Below are 16,737 nucleotides of genomic sequence, written 5' to 3'. Positions count from 1 at the left end.
AAGGCCCGTCTGCTCAGAGTGGCGCTCTTGCAGCGCGCGGCGAGCGCCGTCGCGTGATGATGCTGGGTTTGCGGGGCATTCCAAACGTTCAGGGCGGCGTCGAGAAACACGTCGAAATGCTCGCAAGCAAGCTTCTGGGCTATGGCTGGGACGTCGAGGTCGTCGGGCGCAGCCGTTATCTCGAAGACCGTCGGATCTATGTCTGGAACGGCGTCGACGTCCTGCCTCTCTGGGCGCCGCGCCGGATGGCGCTGGAAGCGATCGTGCATACGTTCCTTGGTGTGTGTCTTGCCGCGTGGCGGCGTCCGGACGTTTTGCATATTCACGCCATCGGCCCGGCGTTGATGACGCCGCTGGCGCGGCTCTTCGGGCTCAAGGTGGTTGTCACCCATCACGGCTACGACTACGACCGGCAAAAATGGGGCGGATTTGCCAGGCGGACGCTGAAGCTCGGCGAGTTCTTCGGCATGCGGTTTTCCAACGGGCGCGTCGCCATCTCCAAGGACATCGCCCAAACGATGCGGGCCCGGCACCATGTTGGCATGACGCTTGTGCCGAACGGCGTCGCGATCACCCAGCCGACCGGCGGCGCCGGCGCGCTCGCGGAGTTCGGCCTGACGCCGCGGCGCTACATCCTGCTTGCGGCCCGGCTTGTGCCGGAGAAGCGGCAGCTCGATCTCATCCGCGCCTTTTCAAGGTGCGGCCTCAAGAATATCCGGCTCGTCCTTGCCGGCGGAGCGGAATTCGAGACCGTCTATGTCAAGGAGGTAAGGGCGCTGGCCCAGGAGGTCCCCGGGGTCGTGCTCACGGGCTTCCAATCCGGCGACAGACTGGCCGAACTGTTCGCCAACGCTGCCCTTTTCGTGCTGCCATCGAGCCATGAGGGCATGCCGATCGCGCTGCTTGAGGCAATGGCCTACGGTCTCCCGGTGCTGGCAAGCGACATCGTGGCCAACCAGGAACTGGACCTCTCCCCCGACGACTATTTCAAGCTGGGCGACATCGATGCCCTGGCGGCGGGCATCACCGAGAAGCTCGCCGCTCCCTTGAACGACGAAGAGGTGCGCGAGCGCGCGGCGCACGCGGAGGCCACTTACAGTTGGACAAACGTGGCGCAAAGGACCGCGGCAGTGTATAGCGCTTTGCTGGCGAAGTAGGCAGGCGCGTGCGTCGGTCGCCTCGTCTTGTAATTGCGGCAGCGCCCCTTGTCGCGCGGACAGGGTGCAGGCGTCGCCGCGGATCGTTCGACGTGCTTCGCACGCTTTCTGAAAGACCAGCTTAACATGACACTGAAACGCGCCGCCGGCCTTCTTGCATGGATCCTGTTTGCGGTGATCGCCTATTCGACCATGTCTCCTCTCGATCTGCGGCCGCGCATCGGGCATCTCGTTCACCTGGAACGTTTTGGGGCGTTCGGCCTGATGGGCCTGCTGTTCGCGCTCGCCTACCCGAAGCGGCTCGGGCGCGTGCTGCTGCTCGTGCTGGCAACGGCGATCGGTTTTGAGCTGTTGCAGATGATTTCGGCAGACCGCCACGCGCGGGTGACGGATGTCGCGGTCAAGCTTTTCGGAGGCGCCTGCGGGGTCTTTTCCGGCTGGATCATCGCGCGCTACCGAGCAAAGCTCCTGGCATTGCTGGGGCGAGTAAACCAAAACGAAAAACTTCGCAGCTAGCTTTGGTTTCAGTGGGGCAGGTTCGAATAGGCTCTGCTGATATTGGGGGATCGCGTGGCAGTATCCGTCATCATCAAGACGCTCAACGAAGAGAGACGCATAGCGGCGACCATCGAGAGCGCATTGGCCGCGCTGAAAGCGGTCGGTGGAGAAGTGATCGTTGCCGACAGCGGCTCCAGGGACCGGACGATCGAGATCGCCTCGCGCTACCCTGTCGTCATCGCCCAGATCAGCCCGCCGGCCTTGCCCAGTTGCGGTATCGGGCCCCAGCTCGGTTTTCAGTATTCCCGACACGATCACATCTGCCTGCTCGATGGCGACATGCTGCTCGACGGCGATTTCCTGGAGGTGGCGTCGGCGTTCCTCTCCGACAATCCCGACGTCGCCGGCGTCACTGGCCATGTCCAGGAAATGCTCACCTCCAACCTTGAGTTTTCCCGCCGCGTTTCCCGCAATTCGCCTGAAAACCGGGTCGGAACTATCGACCGCATGAACGGCGGCGGCCTTTATCGCCGTGCGGCGATCGAGGCGGTCGGCTATCTCTCCGATCGCAACCTTCACGGCTATGAGGAATTCGATCTCGGCATCCGGCTGAGGAGCGCCGGCTGGACGCTGCATCGCCTCGACCGGCGGTTCGTCCAGCATTTCGGCCACACGGACAATTCCTACCGACTGCTCGTCCGCCGCTGGAAAAGCAAGTATCTCTTCGGTATCGGCGAGCTCTTGCGCGCCTCGCTCGGCCGGCCGTATTTCATGCAACTCGTTCGGGAATTGCCGGAGCTGAAGCTTTGGGCGCTCGTCTATCTGTGGTGGGCGGTGTCGCTCGGCCTGCTGCTGGTGATGCCCGACAAGGGCCTTGCCCTCGGTATCGTCGTTGCGGTCTTTGCTGCCGTAGTCGCGCTGATGACCCTGCGCAAGGGTGGCTTCAGCATGGGCCTCTATACCGTCGTCGCCTGGTTTTTCCACGCCGCCGCGCTGCCCGTAGGGTTCTTCCGGGCACGTCGCGCACCCGAGAAGCCCATTGAAAGCAGGCTTGTTGGAGCCGGTGCATGATCTGGCGGATGCTGATCGCGGCGCTGTCGGCGCTTCTCGCCGCCGTTCCCGCCGCAAGGGCGGCAGATCAGTGGCTGCCCGTGCGCGAGACCTCGCTTGAGCTTCAGGCCGGCAGCCCGCTCGATTTTTCCGCGTTTCTGCCGAACGCGGATATCACGTCCGATCGCCGCCTCGTCGCTGGCGCCAATGGGCGCCTCGCCTTTGCGGCGACACCGGAAAAACCAGAGCGGATGCTGTGCGCCTCGCTGGCCTGGAGCCCGGCCTCCGGCGGCTTCCCGGATCACCGGACAGCCGACCGTTATGCCCTGCAACTGGCGACGCACGGCTACAACATGGCAAGGCTGCACTTCGTCGATGCGAGCCTGATGTTTTCCCGCGAGAAGGATTTCGACTACGACCCGGAGACGCTCGACCGCGTGCACTATCTGCTCGCCGCTCTGAAGCGCAACGGCATCTACTGGATCATCGATGGCCTGTCGTCGCCGCGCGGAGCCTATGGCGGCTTTGAGGATCGCTGGGATGCCGGTGGCAACCTGAAGCTCGCGCTCTACCTCGACGACGAAGCGTTCCGCCATTGGACGCGCATGCAGGAAACGATCCTCGGCCGCGTGAACCCCTACACCGGAGTGGCGCCGATCCGCGACGATGCTCTGGCGCTCGTCATCCTCGCCAACGAGAACGGCATCGAATTCGACGGCGTCGTGCACGATCGGCCGGGCAAGGCGCCCTATGATCCGGCGTTGGCCAAGCCCTTCAACGACTGGCTAGCGAAGCGCTATGGCTCGACCGAAGCCCTGGCGAAGCTCTGGCCCGATCTCGGCACGGAAGAATCGGTCGAGGCAAGATCGATCGCGCTCCCCTCAGACCGCTACGCCGACAGCGCGCGGCTGCGCGACCTGCAGGCGTTTTTCGTCGAGACGGAACGCGCCAGCGCCGTGCAGATGAGCGACGTGCTGCGTCGGCTTGGATATCGCGGGCTGATCAGCACCTACAACAACTGGCCGACGATCCAGACGGCGCTGAGCCGCCGCGACCTGGAAGCGGTGACCATGAACACCTATCACGACTGGGTCAGCGGCTATGCGCCGGGAAGCACCACCACCCAGACAAGCTCGATCGCGGATGCCGAGAACTACATTCGAATGATCGCTGCCGCCCGCTGGCTCGGCAAGCCGTTCGTGGTCAGCGAATATGATCATCTGTTCTGGAACCGCTACCGCTACGAGGCGGGGCTGGCGATGCCGGCTTACGCCGCACTGCAGGGATGGGATGCGCTGTGCCGCCACGGGCATGGGCCGATCGTGCTTGCCTATGGCGAACCCTTTGCGCACAAGCGGGCAATGTTCCCCTATGCCATCGCACTCGATCCGGTCGCCCGCGCCGGCGAGACGCTCGCAGCCTTGCTTTATCGACGCGGCGACGTCGCGACCGCCGATGTGACCATTCCCTTTGCCGTGCGCGGCGAACAGGACCTGTCGGACGACATGCAGGCGCGCGAGCCCGAGCATCTGACCGACCTCGGGCTCGTCGGGCGGATCGGCCTTGAAGACGCGAACCGGCCAAGTGCAACGGTTACGGTGACCCAGCCGCGACAGCAGGATACAGGCGAGGTGCTCGAACAGCTGCGCGGGCGCGGCGCGCTTGCGGCCGGCAACCGTTCAGATCTCGACGCCGGGATCTATGAGAGCAGCACCGGTGAGATCCTGCTGAACCGCTTTTCCGGGCAGTTGCGCGTCTCGACGGCGGCGACCGAGGCGGCCGCCTTTTCGTCGCTGCGAGAGCCTGTCGATCTCGGCGTCATGCGCGTCGAAAGCGCCGATGGCGACGGGCTTGTCGCGCTTTCGGCGCTCGGTGCGCACGCCTCGCTGGCGCGCAGCAAGCGCCTGCTTCTGATCTTCGCAACCGATGCACAGAACACCAACATGACCTTTCGCGACAGCGAGGAAAAGGTGATCGAGGATTTCGGGCAGTTGCCGGTCCGGATCCGCAAGGGCTATGTCGACCTTTCGTTCGCGCGAGACGCGGCCTCGTGGCAACTGTCGCCGATCGGCCTTGATGGCGCCGTGGAAGCGCCCGTCGCCAAGGGCAAGGGGCCTGCGCGTTTCCGCCTCGGCAACGACGCCCCTTCGGGGCCGACAACCTATTTCCTTCTCGAACTCGACTGAACAGGGTCCGCGCGCCTCGGCCAACGCGGATCAATGAATGGCCACGATCGCGGCCTATTCTCGTCTCTCCATTCAAGGGAGGATGCGATGAGAATTTCGGAAGCCATGCACCCCGGCGCACGTTGGATATCGCCGGATACCGACCTCAAGACGATCGCGCGCATCATGAGGGATGAGGACATCGGCGCATTGCCGGTCGGCGAAAACGACCGCCTGATCGGCATGGTCACCGACCGTGATCTCGCCCTGCGCGCCTTTGCCAACGGGCGCGATCCCGCTTCGATGACGGCGCGGGACGTGATGACGCGGGATATCGTCTACTGCCGTACGGACGAGACGATCGAGCACGCCGCGCATCTGATGGAAGCAAAGCAGGTTCGACGCTTGCCGGTGATTGACGACGCCAAGCGCATGGTCGGCATGCTGTCGCTTGGCGACGTGTCGCACGCAAGCAGCCGTGAGCTGTCGGGCGAACTCGCAAAGGCCGTGACGGCGCACCACGCGTGAGCTGCCGCCTGGACCCTGCGGCGCGCGAACCGGCGCCGCAGGATCTTGCAATCGCGCTGCTCTTCAGAAGCGGTAGCTGATGCCGGTGCCGATCAGCCACGGGTCGAGCTTGACCTTGCCGCTGACGGCGCCCGCACCGGGAAGCGTCGCGTTGACTTCGGGCTCCAGGAACAGCTTCTTCACGTCGAAGTTCAGGCCCCAATGCTCGTCGAGCTTGATGTCGACGCCGGCCTGCAGCGCGACGCCAAACGTGTTTTTCATGTTGAAGCTCGAGAAATCGCCGCGTGGCCTCTCGTTGTAGAACACCGTGTAGTTCACGCCGGCGCCGACATAGGGCTTGATCGTGTCGGTGACATTGAAATGGTACTGCAGGGTCAGCGTCGGCGGCAGCAGCCAGGCCTTGCCGATCTCGCCGAGGCCGGCGATCGAGCCGCTGCCGCGCGCGGTGTGCGGCGTCGTGCCGAGGATCAGTTCGGCCGCGATGTTGTCGGTGAAGAAATAGGTGATGTCGAGTTCGGGAACGACCGAATTGCTGACGCCAACCTTTTCGCCGTCGAGCGCCGTGCCGTTCAAGTAGAGCGAGCCCTTGTCATCGGGCAGGACGGCGAGCGCCCGGGCCCGGATCATCCACGGGCCGGGCTCGCTGGCAAGCGGCATTTCAGGTGCGGCCACGGCGACCGGTTCGGAAAGATCCGCCGCCTGCGCGACCGTTAGCGGCGCTGCGAGTGCGGCAAGGATGATGGCGAAAGTCAGTGTGGTGCGCGTAGGCATGATTTTCCGGACCCCCAGAAGGCATTGAGCAACGCCCGTCGGGCGTGCGGCCGCGGGATTCCGTAGCCGGCGGCACCATGCTCAAGTCGGGGCGCTTCAGGGTTGTTCTGGATCAATGCGACTACGAATTGCCAAGCCTTTGTGGACGAAAGCAGATTCGCTCGTGCCGACGATCGCGGCCGAAAACCCGATCAAGCCGGCATTCGCGGACTGCTGGCAAGCAGACGCTGGGTGTAGGGGTGCTTCGGAGCGGCCAAAATGTCGCGGGTCTTGCCGCTCTCGACGATCCTGCCGCGCTCGAGAATGACCATCTCCTCGCAGAGCGCCGCGACCACGCCGAGGTCGTGGGAAACGAAGACCAGTGTGAGCTTTTCCGAGAGGGCCTTGAAGAGTTCGACGATGCGGATGCGGGTCGAAAGGTCGAGGGCACTGACCGCCTCGTCCGCGAGCACGATCTGAGGCCCGGCGACGATCGCGCGAGCAATGGCGATGCGCTGGCGTTGGCCGCCGGAAAAGGCGTGCGGATAGCGCTCCATGGCGTCACGCGAAAGGCCGACCGCCTCCAGCGCTTCGGCGACCGCCTGCGTTCGATCGCCAGGGATATGCAGCGACCTCAGCGGCTCGGCAATGATGTCGATGACCCGCTGGCGTGGATCGAGGGACGAGTAGGGATCCTGGAAGACCGGCTGCACGGCGCGGCGATACCGCTGCATGAAGGCGCCGTTGCCGGTGTCGAGCATCTCGTCGCCAAACCGGATGGTACCGGAGGTGGGGCGAATGAGCCCGAGCATCAGCCGCAGAAGGGTGGTCTTGCCGGAGCCCGATTCGCCGACGAGGCCGACGCTGACGCCTGGCCGAACAGTGAGCGAGACGTCGCTGAGCGTGGTCTGCTGGCGCGAATAGCCGAAGCTGACATTCTGAAGATCGAGCATCATGATCCGGTTGCCCCCAGCGCTTCGTCGAACAGCCGGGCAGCCTCGACCAGGGTTTTGGTATAGTCATGCTCCGGCTTGCCGAACACCGACCCGACCGGTCCCTGTTCGACGGCGATGCCGTTTTTCAGCACGATCACGCGCTCCACCACCTGCGCGACAACAGGCAGGTCATGGCTGATGAACAACAGCGCCATTCCCGTTTCGCGCACCAGCCGGTCGAGCAGCTTGAGGATTTCCGCCTGCGTCGTGACGTCGAGTGCCGTCGTCGGCTCGTCGGCGATGAGCAGTTTCGGGCGGCAGGCAAGGGCCATGGCGATGGCGACGCGCTGGCGCTGGCCACCGGACACTTCGTGCGGATAGGAATTGATGATGCGGTCGGGCTGGGGGAGGGCCACCTTGTCGATGAGATCGCGGACCTCGCGGCTGACGGCATCCTTCGACGCCCTGCCGTGCTCACGCTCCATCCGACGGCGAACCGGTTCGGCGATCTGTCGGCCGATCTTCATCAGCGGGTCAAGCGCGGTCAGCGGCTCCTGGAAGACGACCGCGGCCGCAACCCCACGCAGGCGGTTCATCACCTTGTCGGTCGCACCGACGACCTGCTGGCCATCGAGTTCGATCGAGCCCGAGACCCTGATCGATGGCGGCAGGAGGCCGGTCGCGGCCATGGCCGTCATCGATTTTCCCGAGCCTGACTCGCCGATGAGCCCGATCCGTTCGCCGGGCCGGATTGTTAAGGACAGGTCGGCGACCAACGCCTTTTCGCCGGCGCGGATATCAAGCCTCTGGATGTCAAGAAGTGCTGTCATCGCGATCTCCCGCGCGTCGGATCGGCAATGTCGCGCAGGCCGTCGGCAAGCAGGTTCATGCCGATGACGAGGGCGACGAGCGCAAGGCCCGGGGCGATCGCGCCGATCGGCGCCGTATAGACCGTGCCCTGGGCCTCCTGCAGCAGGCGCCCCCAGGAGGCGTTCGGCGGCGGCGCGCCAAGGCCGAGATAGGAGAGCGACGCCTCGGCAATGACGGCAAGCCCGAACTGTAGCGCGAAATTGACCGACAGGGTCGGCCAGATGTTGGGCAGCACATGTCGGAAGACGACGCCGACCCAGGACGTGCCCGAGGTGCGCGAGGCGACGATGTAGTCCTGCCGAAGCACGCGCTTGGCAAGGATGCGGGTCAGCCGCGCGACGATGGCGGAGATCGCAAGCCCGAGGGCGAGGATTGCCGTCCAGAGGCTGGCGCTGTCGCTTGCCGCCACCACCAGCATCGCCAGAAGCAGGGTCGGGAAGGCGATCAGGATATCGAGCGTCGCGGCCATCACATCGTCGGCAAGCCGGGTGGCGAAGGCGGCGATGACACCGAGGCTGACGCCGATCGCAGCCCCGATCGCGACCGCACCGGTTCCAACCAGCAGCGCGGTGCGCGCGCCGATCATCAGTTGGGTCAGGAGGTCTCGTCCCAGCCGGTCGGTGCCAAGCCAGTGCAGAAGCGACGGCGCTTCCAGCCGGCCGCCGGAAGCGTTCAGCGGGTCATAGGGGGTCCAGAACAAGGTCAGCAACGCCACGAGCACATTGATGACGACAAGGACGAGGCCAACGGTGAGGGCAAGCGACTGCCGGCGTTTTGGCGCGGAAACCGAAGTGTCGATCGGGTTCATGCGTTGCCTCCGACGGCGCGTTCCCGCAGGCGCGGATCGATCAGACGTTGGGTGAGATCGGCGGCAAAGCCGATCAGCAGGACCAAAAGCGTTGAGATGAACAGCACGCCCTGGACATTCGGATAGTCGCGCTGCTCGATCGCAAGGAGCAGCATGGATCCGAGGCCGGGCAGGGCAAAGACGCGCTCGACGACGACTGCCCCGAGCAGCGTCGATGCAAGCTCGATGCCGAGAATGGCGACAATCGGCACCGCGCCGTTGCGGATGCCGTGACGAATGAGTGCTTCGGGGAAACTTGCGCCAAGCGCACGGGCTGTGCGCAGGTAGTCGCTGCCGAGAACGTCCTGCGTGGCCGAGCGGACATAGCGCAGCAGCGATGCGCCCATGACGATGCCGATCGTGATCACGGGTAGCGCGAGTGCATAGAGCACTTGTCCTTCGTTCTGCCAGCCGCGGCGGGGAAAGCCGCCAGAGGGAAACAGCCGAAAGGTCACGGCAAAGACGGTGACGAGCAGGATGCCGACCCAGAAGACGGGGATAGCGATGCCGAGCTGCGACACGGTCGAGATCAGTCCGCCATACCAGCGGTCGGCTTTCACGGCGGAGAGAATGCCGAGCGGCACCGCGATCAGGATGGCTAGCACGAAACCCATCAGCGCCAGCGGTACCGTCACGGTCAATCGTGCGCCGATTTCCTCGATCACCGGCTTGCCGCTGACAAAGGAGGTGCCGAGATCGAAGCTTGCAAGGCTGCCGGCAAAACGCAGGAATTGCTGCCAGAGCGGCAGGTTCGAGCCGACCTGCTCGCGGGCCTTCTCGATCTGTGCGGCATCGGCGCCGACAGAGAGAAGCGCATTGGCGGGGTCGCCGGGAAGCAGGCGCAGAAGCACGAACAGCACCACCGCAGCGATCAGCAGCGACAGGATGAGGATGGCGAAACGGCGGACGAGATAGGTGAGAATGGCGGCATTCCTTTCTTCTCACAGAGTCCCGTGATCAGAGAGCTGGCTTTTGCATCAAAACAGAGGGGGAGGCTAGAGCGCAGGCGCTATTTTGGAACAACATATATGGGACGGCTTGACCGGTCCCCGGAGGGGCGGCCCGAGCGCGAAAACGGAAAGAGCCCCCGGATCGGGTCCAGGGGCTCCTGCTGCCATGTATGGCAGACCAGTTCCGGTTACTGCTCGCTCTTCTTGATGCCGTAGGCGAAGAACTGCGAGTTCAAGCCGTTGACCGGATAACCCGATACGGCCGAGCTCGAAACGACGATCTGCGGATAGAGGTAGAGCCAGTTGCTGGCAGCGTCCTCGGCGATGATCGTGTTGGCTTCCTTGAGTTTGGCGGTCTGCTCATCCGTATTGGCGGCAGCTTCCGATGCCTTGATCAGGTCGACGACCTTGGGGTTGTTGTAGCCCCAGTAGAAGTCCGGGTTGCCGTAAAAGACGATATCGCGATGGTTGACGTGTTCCTGCAGCGTCGCCTGGAAATCATGCGCCTTGTAGACCTTCGTGTACCACTCGTTGGCGGTGATCACGTTGATCTCGACCTTGATGTTGACCTTGGCAAGCTCGCTCTGGATGAACTGGGCGACGATCGGATGCGGATCGTAGTTCGGGGTGTCGAGCTTGAAGGTGAAGCCGTCGGCAAAGCCCGCTTCCTTCAGAAGTGCCTTGGCGCTTTCGACGTCATAGGCATCGACGGCGGTGAGGTCCACGTACCAGGGATCGGTCGACGGAACGAAGGAGCCGATCAGGGTGCCGTATTCGCCCCAGATCGAGGTCAGGAGCTTCTTGTCGTCGATGGCGCGTGCGATCGCCTTGCGGACCTTGACGTTGTCGAAGGGAGCGACGCGATCGTTGAAGGCGAGCAGTTCCTTGGTGGTGGACTGGCCGGCGGTGACGGTGAAGTCGGGATTGTCCTTGAACTGGGCGATCGAGTCCGGGCTCTGGACGCTGGTGATGATGTCGACGGCGCCGGTCAGCAGCGCATTGTTGAGCGCGGTGGCGTCGGTGAAATACTGGAAGACGACTTCGCCGTTGGTGGGGGCGGTGCCCCAATATTTGTCGTTGCGGACCAGCGCCAGCGACGAGCCGCGACGCCATTCGTCGAGGCGGTAGGGGCCGGTGCCGTCTTCGCCGGCGTTGAGGTCCTTGGCCGCATCGTTGACGACCCAGACATAGCTTAGATTGTAGGGCAGCGAGATGGAGCGCGCCGACAGCTTGACGACGACGGTCTGGTCATCGGGGGTCTCAATCGCACTGATGGTCGCGAGGCTCTTCTTGCGCGAACTCTTGGATTGCTCTGAAGTCACGCGCTCGATGCTGTACTTGACGTCGGTTGCCGTCAGCGGATCGCCGGAGTGGAAGGTCACGCCGGGATGAAGCTTGAAGGTGTAGGTGAGGCCGTCCTCGCTGACGCTCTGTTCGGCCACGAGGCCCGGCTGGACGTCGCCTGCATCGGTCAGTGTGAAGAGCGCCTCATAGACATTGCCGTTGAAGGCCTCGTTGATGCCCTGGCCGGCGCCGGCGGTGTTGTCGAGGTTCTGCGGCTCATAGAGCGAGCCGATGGTGATCGAGGCGTTGGGGTCGAACTTGGCGTCTTCGGCAAAGACGGTCGTGCTGGTCGACAGCGCGAGCGCCAGTGTGGCGGCAGCGAGGATTGGGCGCGGCGCCCCCAGGCTGCGCTTCGTGATGTTGCCAAGGCCGATGATAGTGTCCGTCATTTCCCAAACTCCTGCTTATGCCTGTCTCGCGGATCGCATCCGCCACCCGACCTTATCGGTCGGGCGATTGCCATGCATCATACTTATTCCCTAGTAATTTAGTGGGAAATTTGGTTCCTTTTGTCCGTCGAAGTTGAAATTTGTAACCCCGACTTGGGCCGATCGGCAGACGGGCGTTTCGCATTCCGCAATCTGTCGCCCCACGAAGATATATCACAGGCGGCCGACTCGGACCGAATGCTTGTCAGCGGACGTTTCGCGCGGTCTTCCAAGTACGTCAAAGGCGTCGCTGCCGATTGTTTCCCATCTGAACTTCCCTCGAAAATTGCAAAATGCAACACGTCGACAAAAGGATTCGACAGTCAGGGGATTCTGATATATCGCCTGATTAATCGTTTAATCACGCGATAGCGGAAACCACTGACTTGGCGCGTTCCGGACCAAAACTGACGAGGATTGCCAGAACGCTGGGCGTCTCCGCGGCGACGGTGTCCAACGCGCTCTCGGGCAAGGGCCGCGTCTCCGCCGAGATGGTCGAAAAGATCCGCGCGACGGCTGCCGAACTCGGCTACGTGCCGAGCCAGGCGGGCAGGGCGCTTCGCACCGGCCGCACCGGCGTGCTCGGTCTCGTCCTTCCCGATATCGCCAATCCGCTCTTCCCGCAGATCGCCCAGGCGATCGAGCTTGCCGCATCGTCCTGCGGCTACGGCGTGCTGATCGCCGACTCGCGCGGCGACGTCTCCACCCAGACCAAGGCGATCGAGCGGTTGATCGACCGGGACGTCGATGGTCTGGTGATCGTGCCCAGGCGCGGCACCCGCATCGCCGATGTCGGCTGTCCCGTCGCGGTCATCGACACCCCCTCGACACCTGGCAACACGGTTGCCGCTGACCACTGGGGCGGCGGCCGTCAGATCGGCGAGCACCTGAGGGCGCTCGGACATCGCCGGGTGCTGATCATCGGCAACAATCCCGCGTCCAACGTTCAGAACGACCGCGCCGGCGGCATTCGCTCGGTGTTTGTCGAAGGGTGCCACGCCGATACGCTCTGGATTGAGCCGTTGGAGCGCGTTTCCGGTAAAGGCTGTCCGCTCGGTCTCGCCGAGAAGGTGGCGGAAGGCTACACCGCCTTTGCCTGCATCTCCGATCTGCATGCGCTGCGGGCCCTCACCGAATTGCAGCGCGCCGGCGTCAACGTGCCTGAAAAGGCGAGCGTCACCGGTTTCGACGACCTGATCTGGGCGCCGGTCATCACGCCGGCCTTGACGACCGCGCGCATGGACATGACCGAAATCGCCGCGATTGCGGTCGCCGCCCTTGTCAAGGCGATCAGCGAACGCGACCCGTCCGATCCATTGATCGGAGCGCCAGTGTCCGCCGAGACATCCAGGGTGCCGATGCATCTGGTCGTCAGGCAATCGGCCGCAGCACCACCCGACTTTCAACCCGCTCAGATCACCGCAGTCACATCCGTCACCGAAGGAGGACACCAGCCATGAAGAAGTTCCTGCTTGCCTCGAGCGCGCTCGTGCTCGTCGCCGCCCCCGCCGCGTCTGCCCAGGAAAAGACGCTCACCATTTCCGTCTACGGCTTTGCCCAGGACGCCTTTAAGGAACTGGTCTACACGCCGTTCGAGCAGAAATGCGGCTGCAAGCTCGTCGTCGAGACCGGCAACAGCGTCGAGCGACTGGCGAAGATGGAAGCCAACAAGGCAAGCCCGGTCGTCGACATGGCCGTCGTCTCGATGGCCGACGCGCTTTCTGCCACCCGCGCCGATCTCATCGAGAAGATCGACACCTCGAAGCTTTCCAACTTCAACAAGCTTTACGACCTCGCCAAGGACCCGAACGGCGACGGCATGAGCGTCGGCTACACCTTCTACGCAACCTCGATCGTCTACCGCTCGGACAAGATGGAAGTGAACTCCTGGGCTGACCTTCTGAGCGACAAGAACGCCAGCCACGTGGCCTTCCCGAACGTCACCACCAACCAGGGCCCGCCGGCGCTCTACATGGTCGGCGAAGCGATCGGCAAGAACACGCCGGACCTGAAGGAAGCGATCGCCGCCGTTGGCGCCAAGAAGGACGAGATCGTCACCTTCTACGTCAAGTCCTCGCAACTGGTGCAGCTCATGCAGCAGGAAGAAATCTGGGCCGCCCCGATCGGTCGCTTCTCCTGGGAAGGCTTCACCAAGCTCGGCCTGCCGATCAAGTGGGCAACGCCCAAGGAAGGCCAGACCGGCGGCATGAACGTCATGGTCTTGACCAAGGGCGGCAAGAACCAGGATCTGGCGCTCCAGTTCATGGACTTCTGGCTCTCGACCGAAATCCAGACGGCTCTGGCCGAAAAGCTGGTCGACAGCCCGGCCAACAAGGACGTGAAGGTCTCGCCCGAGATCGCCGAGAACCTCACCTACGGCGAAGAGACCGTGAAGAACCTGAAGCTGATCCCGTCAGCCGTCGCCCTCGACAACCGCGAAGCGTGGCTGTCGGAGTGGAACGCCCAGGTCGGCCAGTAAGCCTGGCCAACTGATACCTCCACCGGCGGGCTCGGACCGTCGGTGGAGGCCTGATGCGATGGGCCGCGACGTGATCGCGCCAGCGAAATGCCTTGAAAGGAAGAAGGATGTTCCAGAACCGCGCCGAAGCCCTGGCGCTCGCTCTGCCCGCAGCGGTCTTTGCGGCGATCGTCTTTCTGGCGCCGGTGGTGATCCTGCTGGCGGAAGGCTTTCGCAGCGCCGACAGCTGGTCGTTGTCGGCCTATACCAATTTCTTCTCCGATCCGCTGAACCGCACCGTCTTCCTGCGCACCTTCCGACTCGGCCTGATGGTGACCGCCGTCTCGGCGGTCATCGGCTATGCCGCGGCCTTTGCCATCGTCAACCTGACGCCGCGCACCAAGGGGCAGATGATCGGCCTCGTCGTGCTGCCGCTGATGATCTCGTCGGTCGCCCGCACCTACGCCTGGATCGTCATCCTCGGCCGCACCGGCATCGTCAACCAGGCGCTGCAGCTCGTCGGCCTTTCGGACGAACCGATCCGGTTTCTCTTCACCGAAACGGCCGTGTTCATCGGTCTGTTGCAGCTGTTCCTGCCGCTGATGATCCTGTCGCTGATCAGCGCGCTCGAAAACATGCCGAAGGATGCGATCCCCGCGGCCCGTGTTCTCGGCGCCAACTGGTTCCAGGTGTTCTTCAAGGTGATCCTGCCCTTGACCAAGGAAGGTCTCGTGATCGGCGGAACGCTGGTCTTCACCGGCTCGCTCACTGCCTACATCACGCCGGCAATTCTCGGCGGCTCGAAGGTGCTGATGCTCGAAACGCTGCTCTACCAGCGCGTCACCGTCGCCAACGACTTCGTCGCGGCGAGCGTCATCGCCTTCATCCTGATCGTCATGAGCTTCGCCGCCAATCTTCTCCTGAAACGGCTTGCCACCGCGAGGAACAAGCGATGACCCCGCGCGTCTTTACCCCTCTCGTCCTTTTCCTGGTGATCGGCTTCCTGATCGGGCCGTTCTTCATCATCGTCGCCGCCTCGCTCTCGGGCGGCGAGACGCTGGCCTTCCCGCCGCAGGGCTTCTCGCTCAAGTGGGTCGCCAAGGTGTTCACGGTCGAAAGCTTCCAGGAGAGCTTCGCGATATCAATGCTGCTTGCGATCGGCGGCACGGCGGCTGCCCTCGTGCTCGGGGTTCCCGCCTCCTACGCCCTTTCGCGCTGCAAACTGCCGTTTGGCGAGACCATCCGGACGATCGTGTCGCTGCCGATCATCGTACCCGGCATCATCGTCGGCCTGGCGCTGTTGCGCTACATCGTCGTGCCTTTCGGGCTCAACATCACCTTGACGCTGTTCCTTGCCCATACGGCGCTGGTGCTGCCCTATGCGGTGCGGGTCGTCTCGGCGAGCCTCAACAACCTGCGCTCCGATATCGAGGAAGCCGCGGTGCTGCTCGGTTCCTCGCGCGCCGGCGCCTTTTTCCGGGTGGTCATGCCGAACATCCGCAGCGGCATTCTCGCCGCCTTCATCCTCGGCTTCGTGACGAGCTTCAACCAGGTGCCGGTGTCGCTCTTCCTGTCCGGCCCCGGCGTGCGCACGCTGCCGATCGACATGCTCTCCTACATGGAGATCACCTACGATCCGTCGGTCGCGGCGCTCTCCGCACTGCTCGCCTTCATGTCCATCGGCATCGTCTTCCTTGCCGAACGTTTCCTGGGATTTTCTCGCTATGTCTGACGCCGCCTTCCTCAGCCTTGAAAAACTGACGCTCGCCTATGGCGACACCGTCGCGGTGAAGGACCTCGACCTGTCGATCCGCAAGGGCGAACTGGTGGCGTTCCTCGGACCGTCCGGTTGCGGCAAGACCACGACGATGCGCTCGATCGCCGGGTTGCTGACGCCCGCTTCCGGCGCCATCAGGCTCGACGGCGCCGACATCACCCGTGTGTCCGCCAACAAGCGCTCGGTCGGCCTCGTCTTCCAGTCCTATGCGCTGTTCCCGCACCTGACCGTGTTCGAGAATGTCGCCTTCGGCCTGCGGCTGAAGAAGCTGCCGGCGTCCGAGATCGAGAGCAAGGTGACGGCCGGCCTGAAGTCGGTCGGGCTTTCGAAGTTTGCTGCCCGCAAGCCCGGTGAACTCTCCGGCGGCCAGCAGCAGCGCGTGGCACTCGCCCGCTCGATGGTGATGGAACCGAAGGTGCTTCTACTCGACGAGCCGCTGTCGAACCTCGACGCCCGCCTGCGTCTCGAAATGCGCACGGAGCTGCAGCGGGTGCAGAAGGAAACCGGGGTGACGATGATCTTCGTTACCCACGATCAGGGCGAAGCCCTGTCGCTCGCCGACCGCATCGTCGTCATGCTCAACGGCGCGATCGAGCAGATCGGTACGCCCGAGGACATCTACAACCGTCCGATCTCGCGCTTCGTTGCCGACTTTGTCGGCTTCGAGAACATTTTTGCCGTCGAGGGCGGCAAGCTTAGGGCGGACAACGGCCCGATCGACCTCTCCGGATCCCTGCCGCCTGACACGGCAGGGCTTGCGTGGCGTCCGCGCATGGTGACCCTTGGTTATGGTCCTTTCCAAGGCACCGTGCGCGGAGCCTCTTTCTCCGGCAGCACCCGCGAGTATCTGCTCGATACGCCACTCGGCGCCATCAAGGCGGAGGAAGACGCGGCGCTGCCGTCGCGCGAAACCGGCTCGACGATTGCCTTCGACCTTCCGGTCGAAAAGGCGGCGCGCCTGAAGAAGTTCGGGTAACCTG

At 63.7% G+C, this 16,737-nt stretch carries 16 protein-coding genes; 10 read left to right on the top strand and 6 right to left on the bottom strand.

Annotated features, from left to right (window positions below; translation table 11 throughout):
- Positions 1–56: 56 nt before the first annotated feature.
- From VGO12_RS26215 to VGO12_RS26195, 5 genes are all read left to right on the top strand, one after another.
- Positions 57–1,157 (top strand): glycosyltransferase family 4 protein, encoded by a 1,101-nt coding sequence (locus VGO12_RS26215; RefSeq protein WP_327515712.1) that lies wholly within the window; start codon positions 57–59, stop codon positions 1,155–1,157.
- A 126-nt stretch (positions 1,158–1,283) separates the two neighbouring features.
- The gene (locus VGO12_RS26210; RefSeq protein WP_327515711.1) at positions 1,284–1,673 is read left to right on the top strand and encodes a VanZ family protein; all 390 of its coding nucleotides are present in this window, start codon (positions 1,284–1,286) and stop codon (positions 1,671–1,673) included.
- Between the two features lie 54 nt (positions 1,674–1,727).
- A complete protein-coding gene (locus VGO12_RS26205) occupies positions 1,728–2,726 on the top strand; it encodes a glycosyltransferase (protein ID WP_327515645.1) in 999 nt (332 codons plus the stop codon).
- 8 nt (positions 2,727–2,734) lie between these two features.
- A complete protein-coding gene (locus VGO12_RS26200) occupies positions 2,735–4,891 on the top strand; it encodes a glycoside hydrolase (RefSeq protein ID WP_414650784.1) in 2,157 nt (718 codons plus the stop codon).
- 87 nt (positions 4,892–4,978) lie between these two features.
- A complete protein-coding gene (locus tag VGO12_RS26195; RefSeq protein ID WP_327515643.1) occupies positions 4,979–5,398 on the top strand; it encodes a CBS domain-containing protein in 420 nt (139 codons plus the stop codon).
- 63 nt (positions 5,399–5,461) lie between these two features.
- On the opposite strand, the gene VGO12_RS26190 is transcribed toward VGO12_RS26195, so the two are convergent.
- The 6 genes from VGO12_RS26190 to VGO12_RS26165 form a co-directional block, all read right to left on the bottom strand.
- Positions 5,462–6,169, bottom strand: coding sequence for an OmpW family protein (locus VGO12_RS26190; protein WP_327515642.1), 708 nt, complete (start codon positions 6,167–6,169; stop codon positions 5,462–5,464).
- Between the two features lie 191 nt (positions 6,170–6,360).
- Entirely contained in the window at positions 6,361–7,107 is a 747-nt protein-coding gene (locus VGO12_RS26185) for an ABC transporter ATP-binding protein (RefSeq protein ID WP_327515710.1), read from the bottom strand.
- Positions 7,101–7,913, bottom strand: coding sequence for an ABC transporter ATP-binding protein (locus VGO12_RS26180; protein ID WP_327515641.1), 813 nt, complete (start codon positions 7,911–7,913; stop codon positions 7,101–7,103). The genes VGO12_RS26185 and VGO12_RS26180 overlap by 7 nt, the downstream gene beginning before the upstream one ends.
- Positions 7,910–8,761 carry an ABC transporter permease gene (locus VGO12_RS26175; protein WP_327515640.1) on the bottom strand — a complete coding sequence of 284 codons (852 nt, stop codon included), beginning with the start codon at positions 8,759–8,761 and terminating at the stop codon, positions 7,910–7,912. The genes VGO12_RS26180 and VGO12_RS26175 overlap by 4 nt, the downstream gene beginning before the upstream one ends.
- A complete protein-coding gene (locus VGO12_RS26170; protein WP_327515709.1) occupies positions 8,758–9,723 on the bottom strand; it encodes an ABC transporter permease in 966 nt (321 codons plus the stop codon). Before VGO12_RS26170 ends, VGO12_RS26175 begins: the two co-directional genes overlap by 4 nt.
- 215 nt (positions 9,724–9,938) lie before the next feature.
- The gene (locus VGO12_RS26165) at positions 9,939–11,468 is read right to left on the bottom strand and encodes an ABC transporter substrate-binding protein (protein WP_414650783.1); all 1,530 of its coding nucleotides are present in this window, start codon (positions 11,466–11,468) and stop codon (positions 9,939–9,941) included.
- A 440-nt stretch (positions 11,469–11,908) separates the two neighbouring features.
- Here VGO12_RS26165 and VGO12_RS26160 point away from each other — a divergent pair, with 440 nt between their 5' ends.
- From VGO12_RS26160 to VGO12_RS26140, 5 genes are all read left to right on the top strand, one after another.
- Positions 11,909–12,982: a LacI family DNA-binding transcriptional regulator gene (locus tag VGO12_RS26160; protein ID WP_327515638.1), complete on the top strand. Its 1,074-nt coding sequence runs from the start codon at positions 11,909–11,911 to the stop codon at positions 12,980–12,982.
- Positions 12,979–14,001, top strand: a complete 1,023-nt coding sequence (locus VGO12_RS26155) for an ABC transporter substrate-binding protein (RefSeq protein WP_327515637.1) — start codon at positions 12,979–12,981, stop codon at positions 13,999–14,001. Before VGO12_RS26160 ends, VGO12_RS26155 begins: the two co-directional genes overlap by 4 nt.
- A 107-nt stretch (positions 14,002–14,108) precedes the next feature.
- The gene (locus VGO12_RS26150) at positions 14,109–14,936 is read left to right on the top strand and encodes an ABC transporter permease (protein ID WP_327515636.1); all 828 of its coding nucleotides are present in this window, start codon (positions 14,109–14,111) and stop codon (positions 14,934–14,936) included.
- Positions 14,933–15,712, top strand: a complete 780-nt coding sequence (locus VGO12_RS26145) for an ABC transporter permease (protein WP_327515635.1) — start codon at positions 14,933–14,935, stop codon at positions 15,710–15,712. The genes VGO12_RS26150 and VGO12_RS26145 overlap by 4 nt, the downstream gene beginning before the upstream one ends.
- Entirely contained in the window at positions 15,705–16,733 is a 1,029-nt protein-coding gene (locus VGO12_RS26140; protein WP_327515634.1) for an ABC transporter ATP-binding protein, read from the top strand. Before VGO12_RS26145 ends, VGO12_RS26140 begins: the two co-directional genes overlap by 8 nt.
- The last annotated feature ends 4 nt before the right edge of the window (positions 16,734–16,737 follow it).

Source organism: Ensifer sp. (assembly GCF_035999135.1).
Classification (GTDB): Bacteria; Pseudomonadota; Alphaproteobacteria; order Rhizobiales; family Rhizobiaceae; genus Ensifer.
This window is presented reverse-complemented; position numbering and strand designations above follow the sequence as displayed.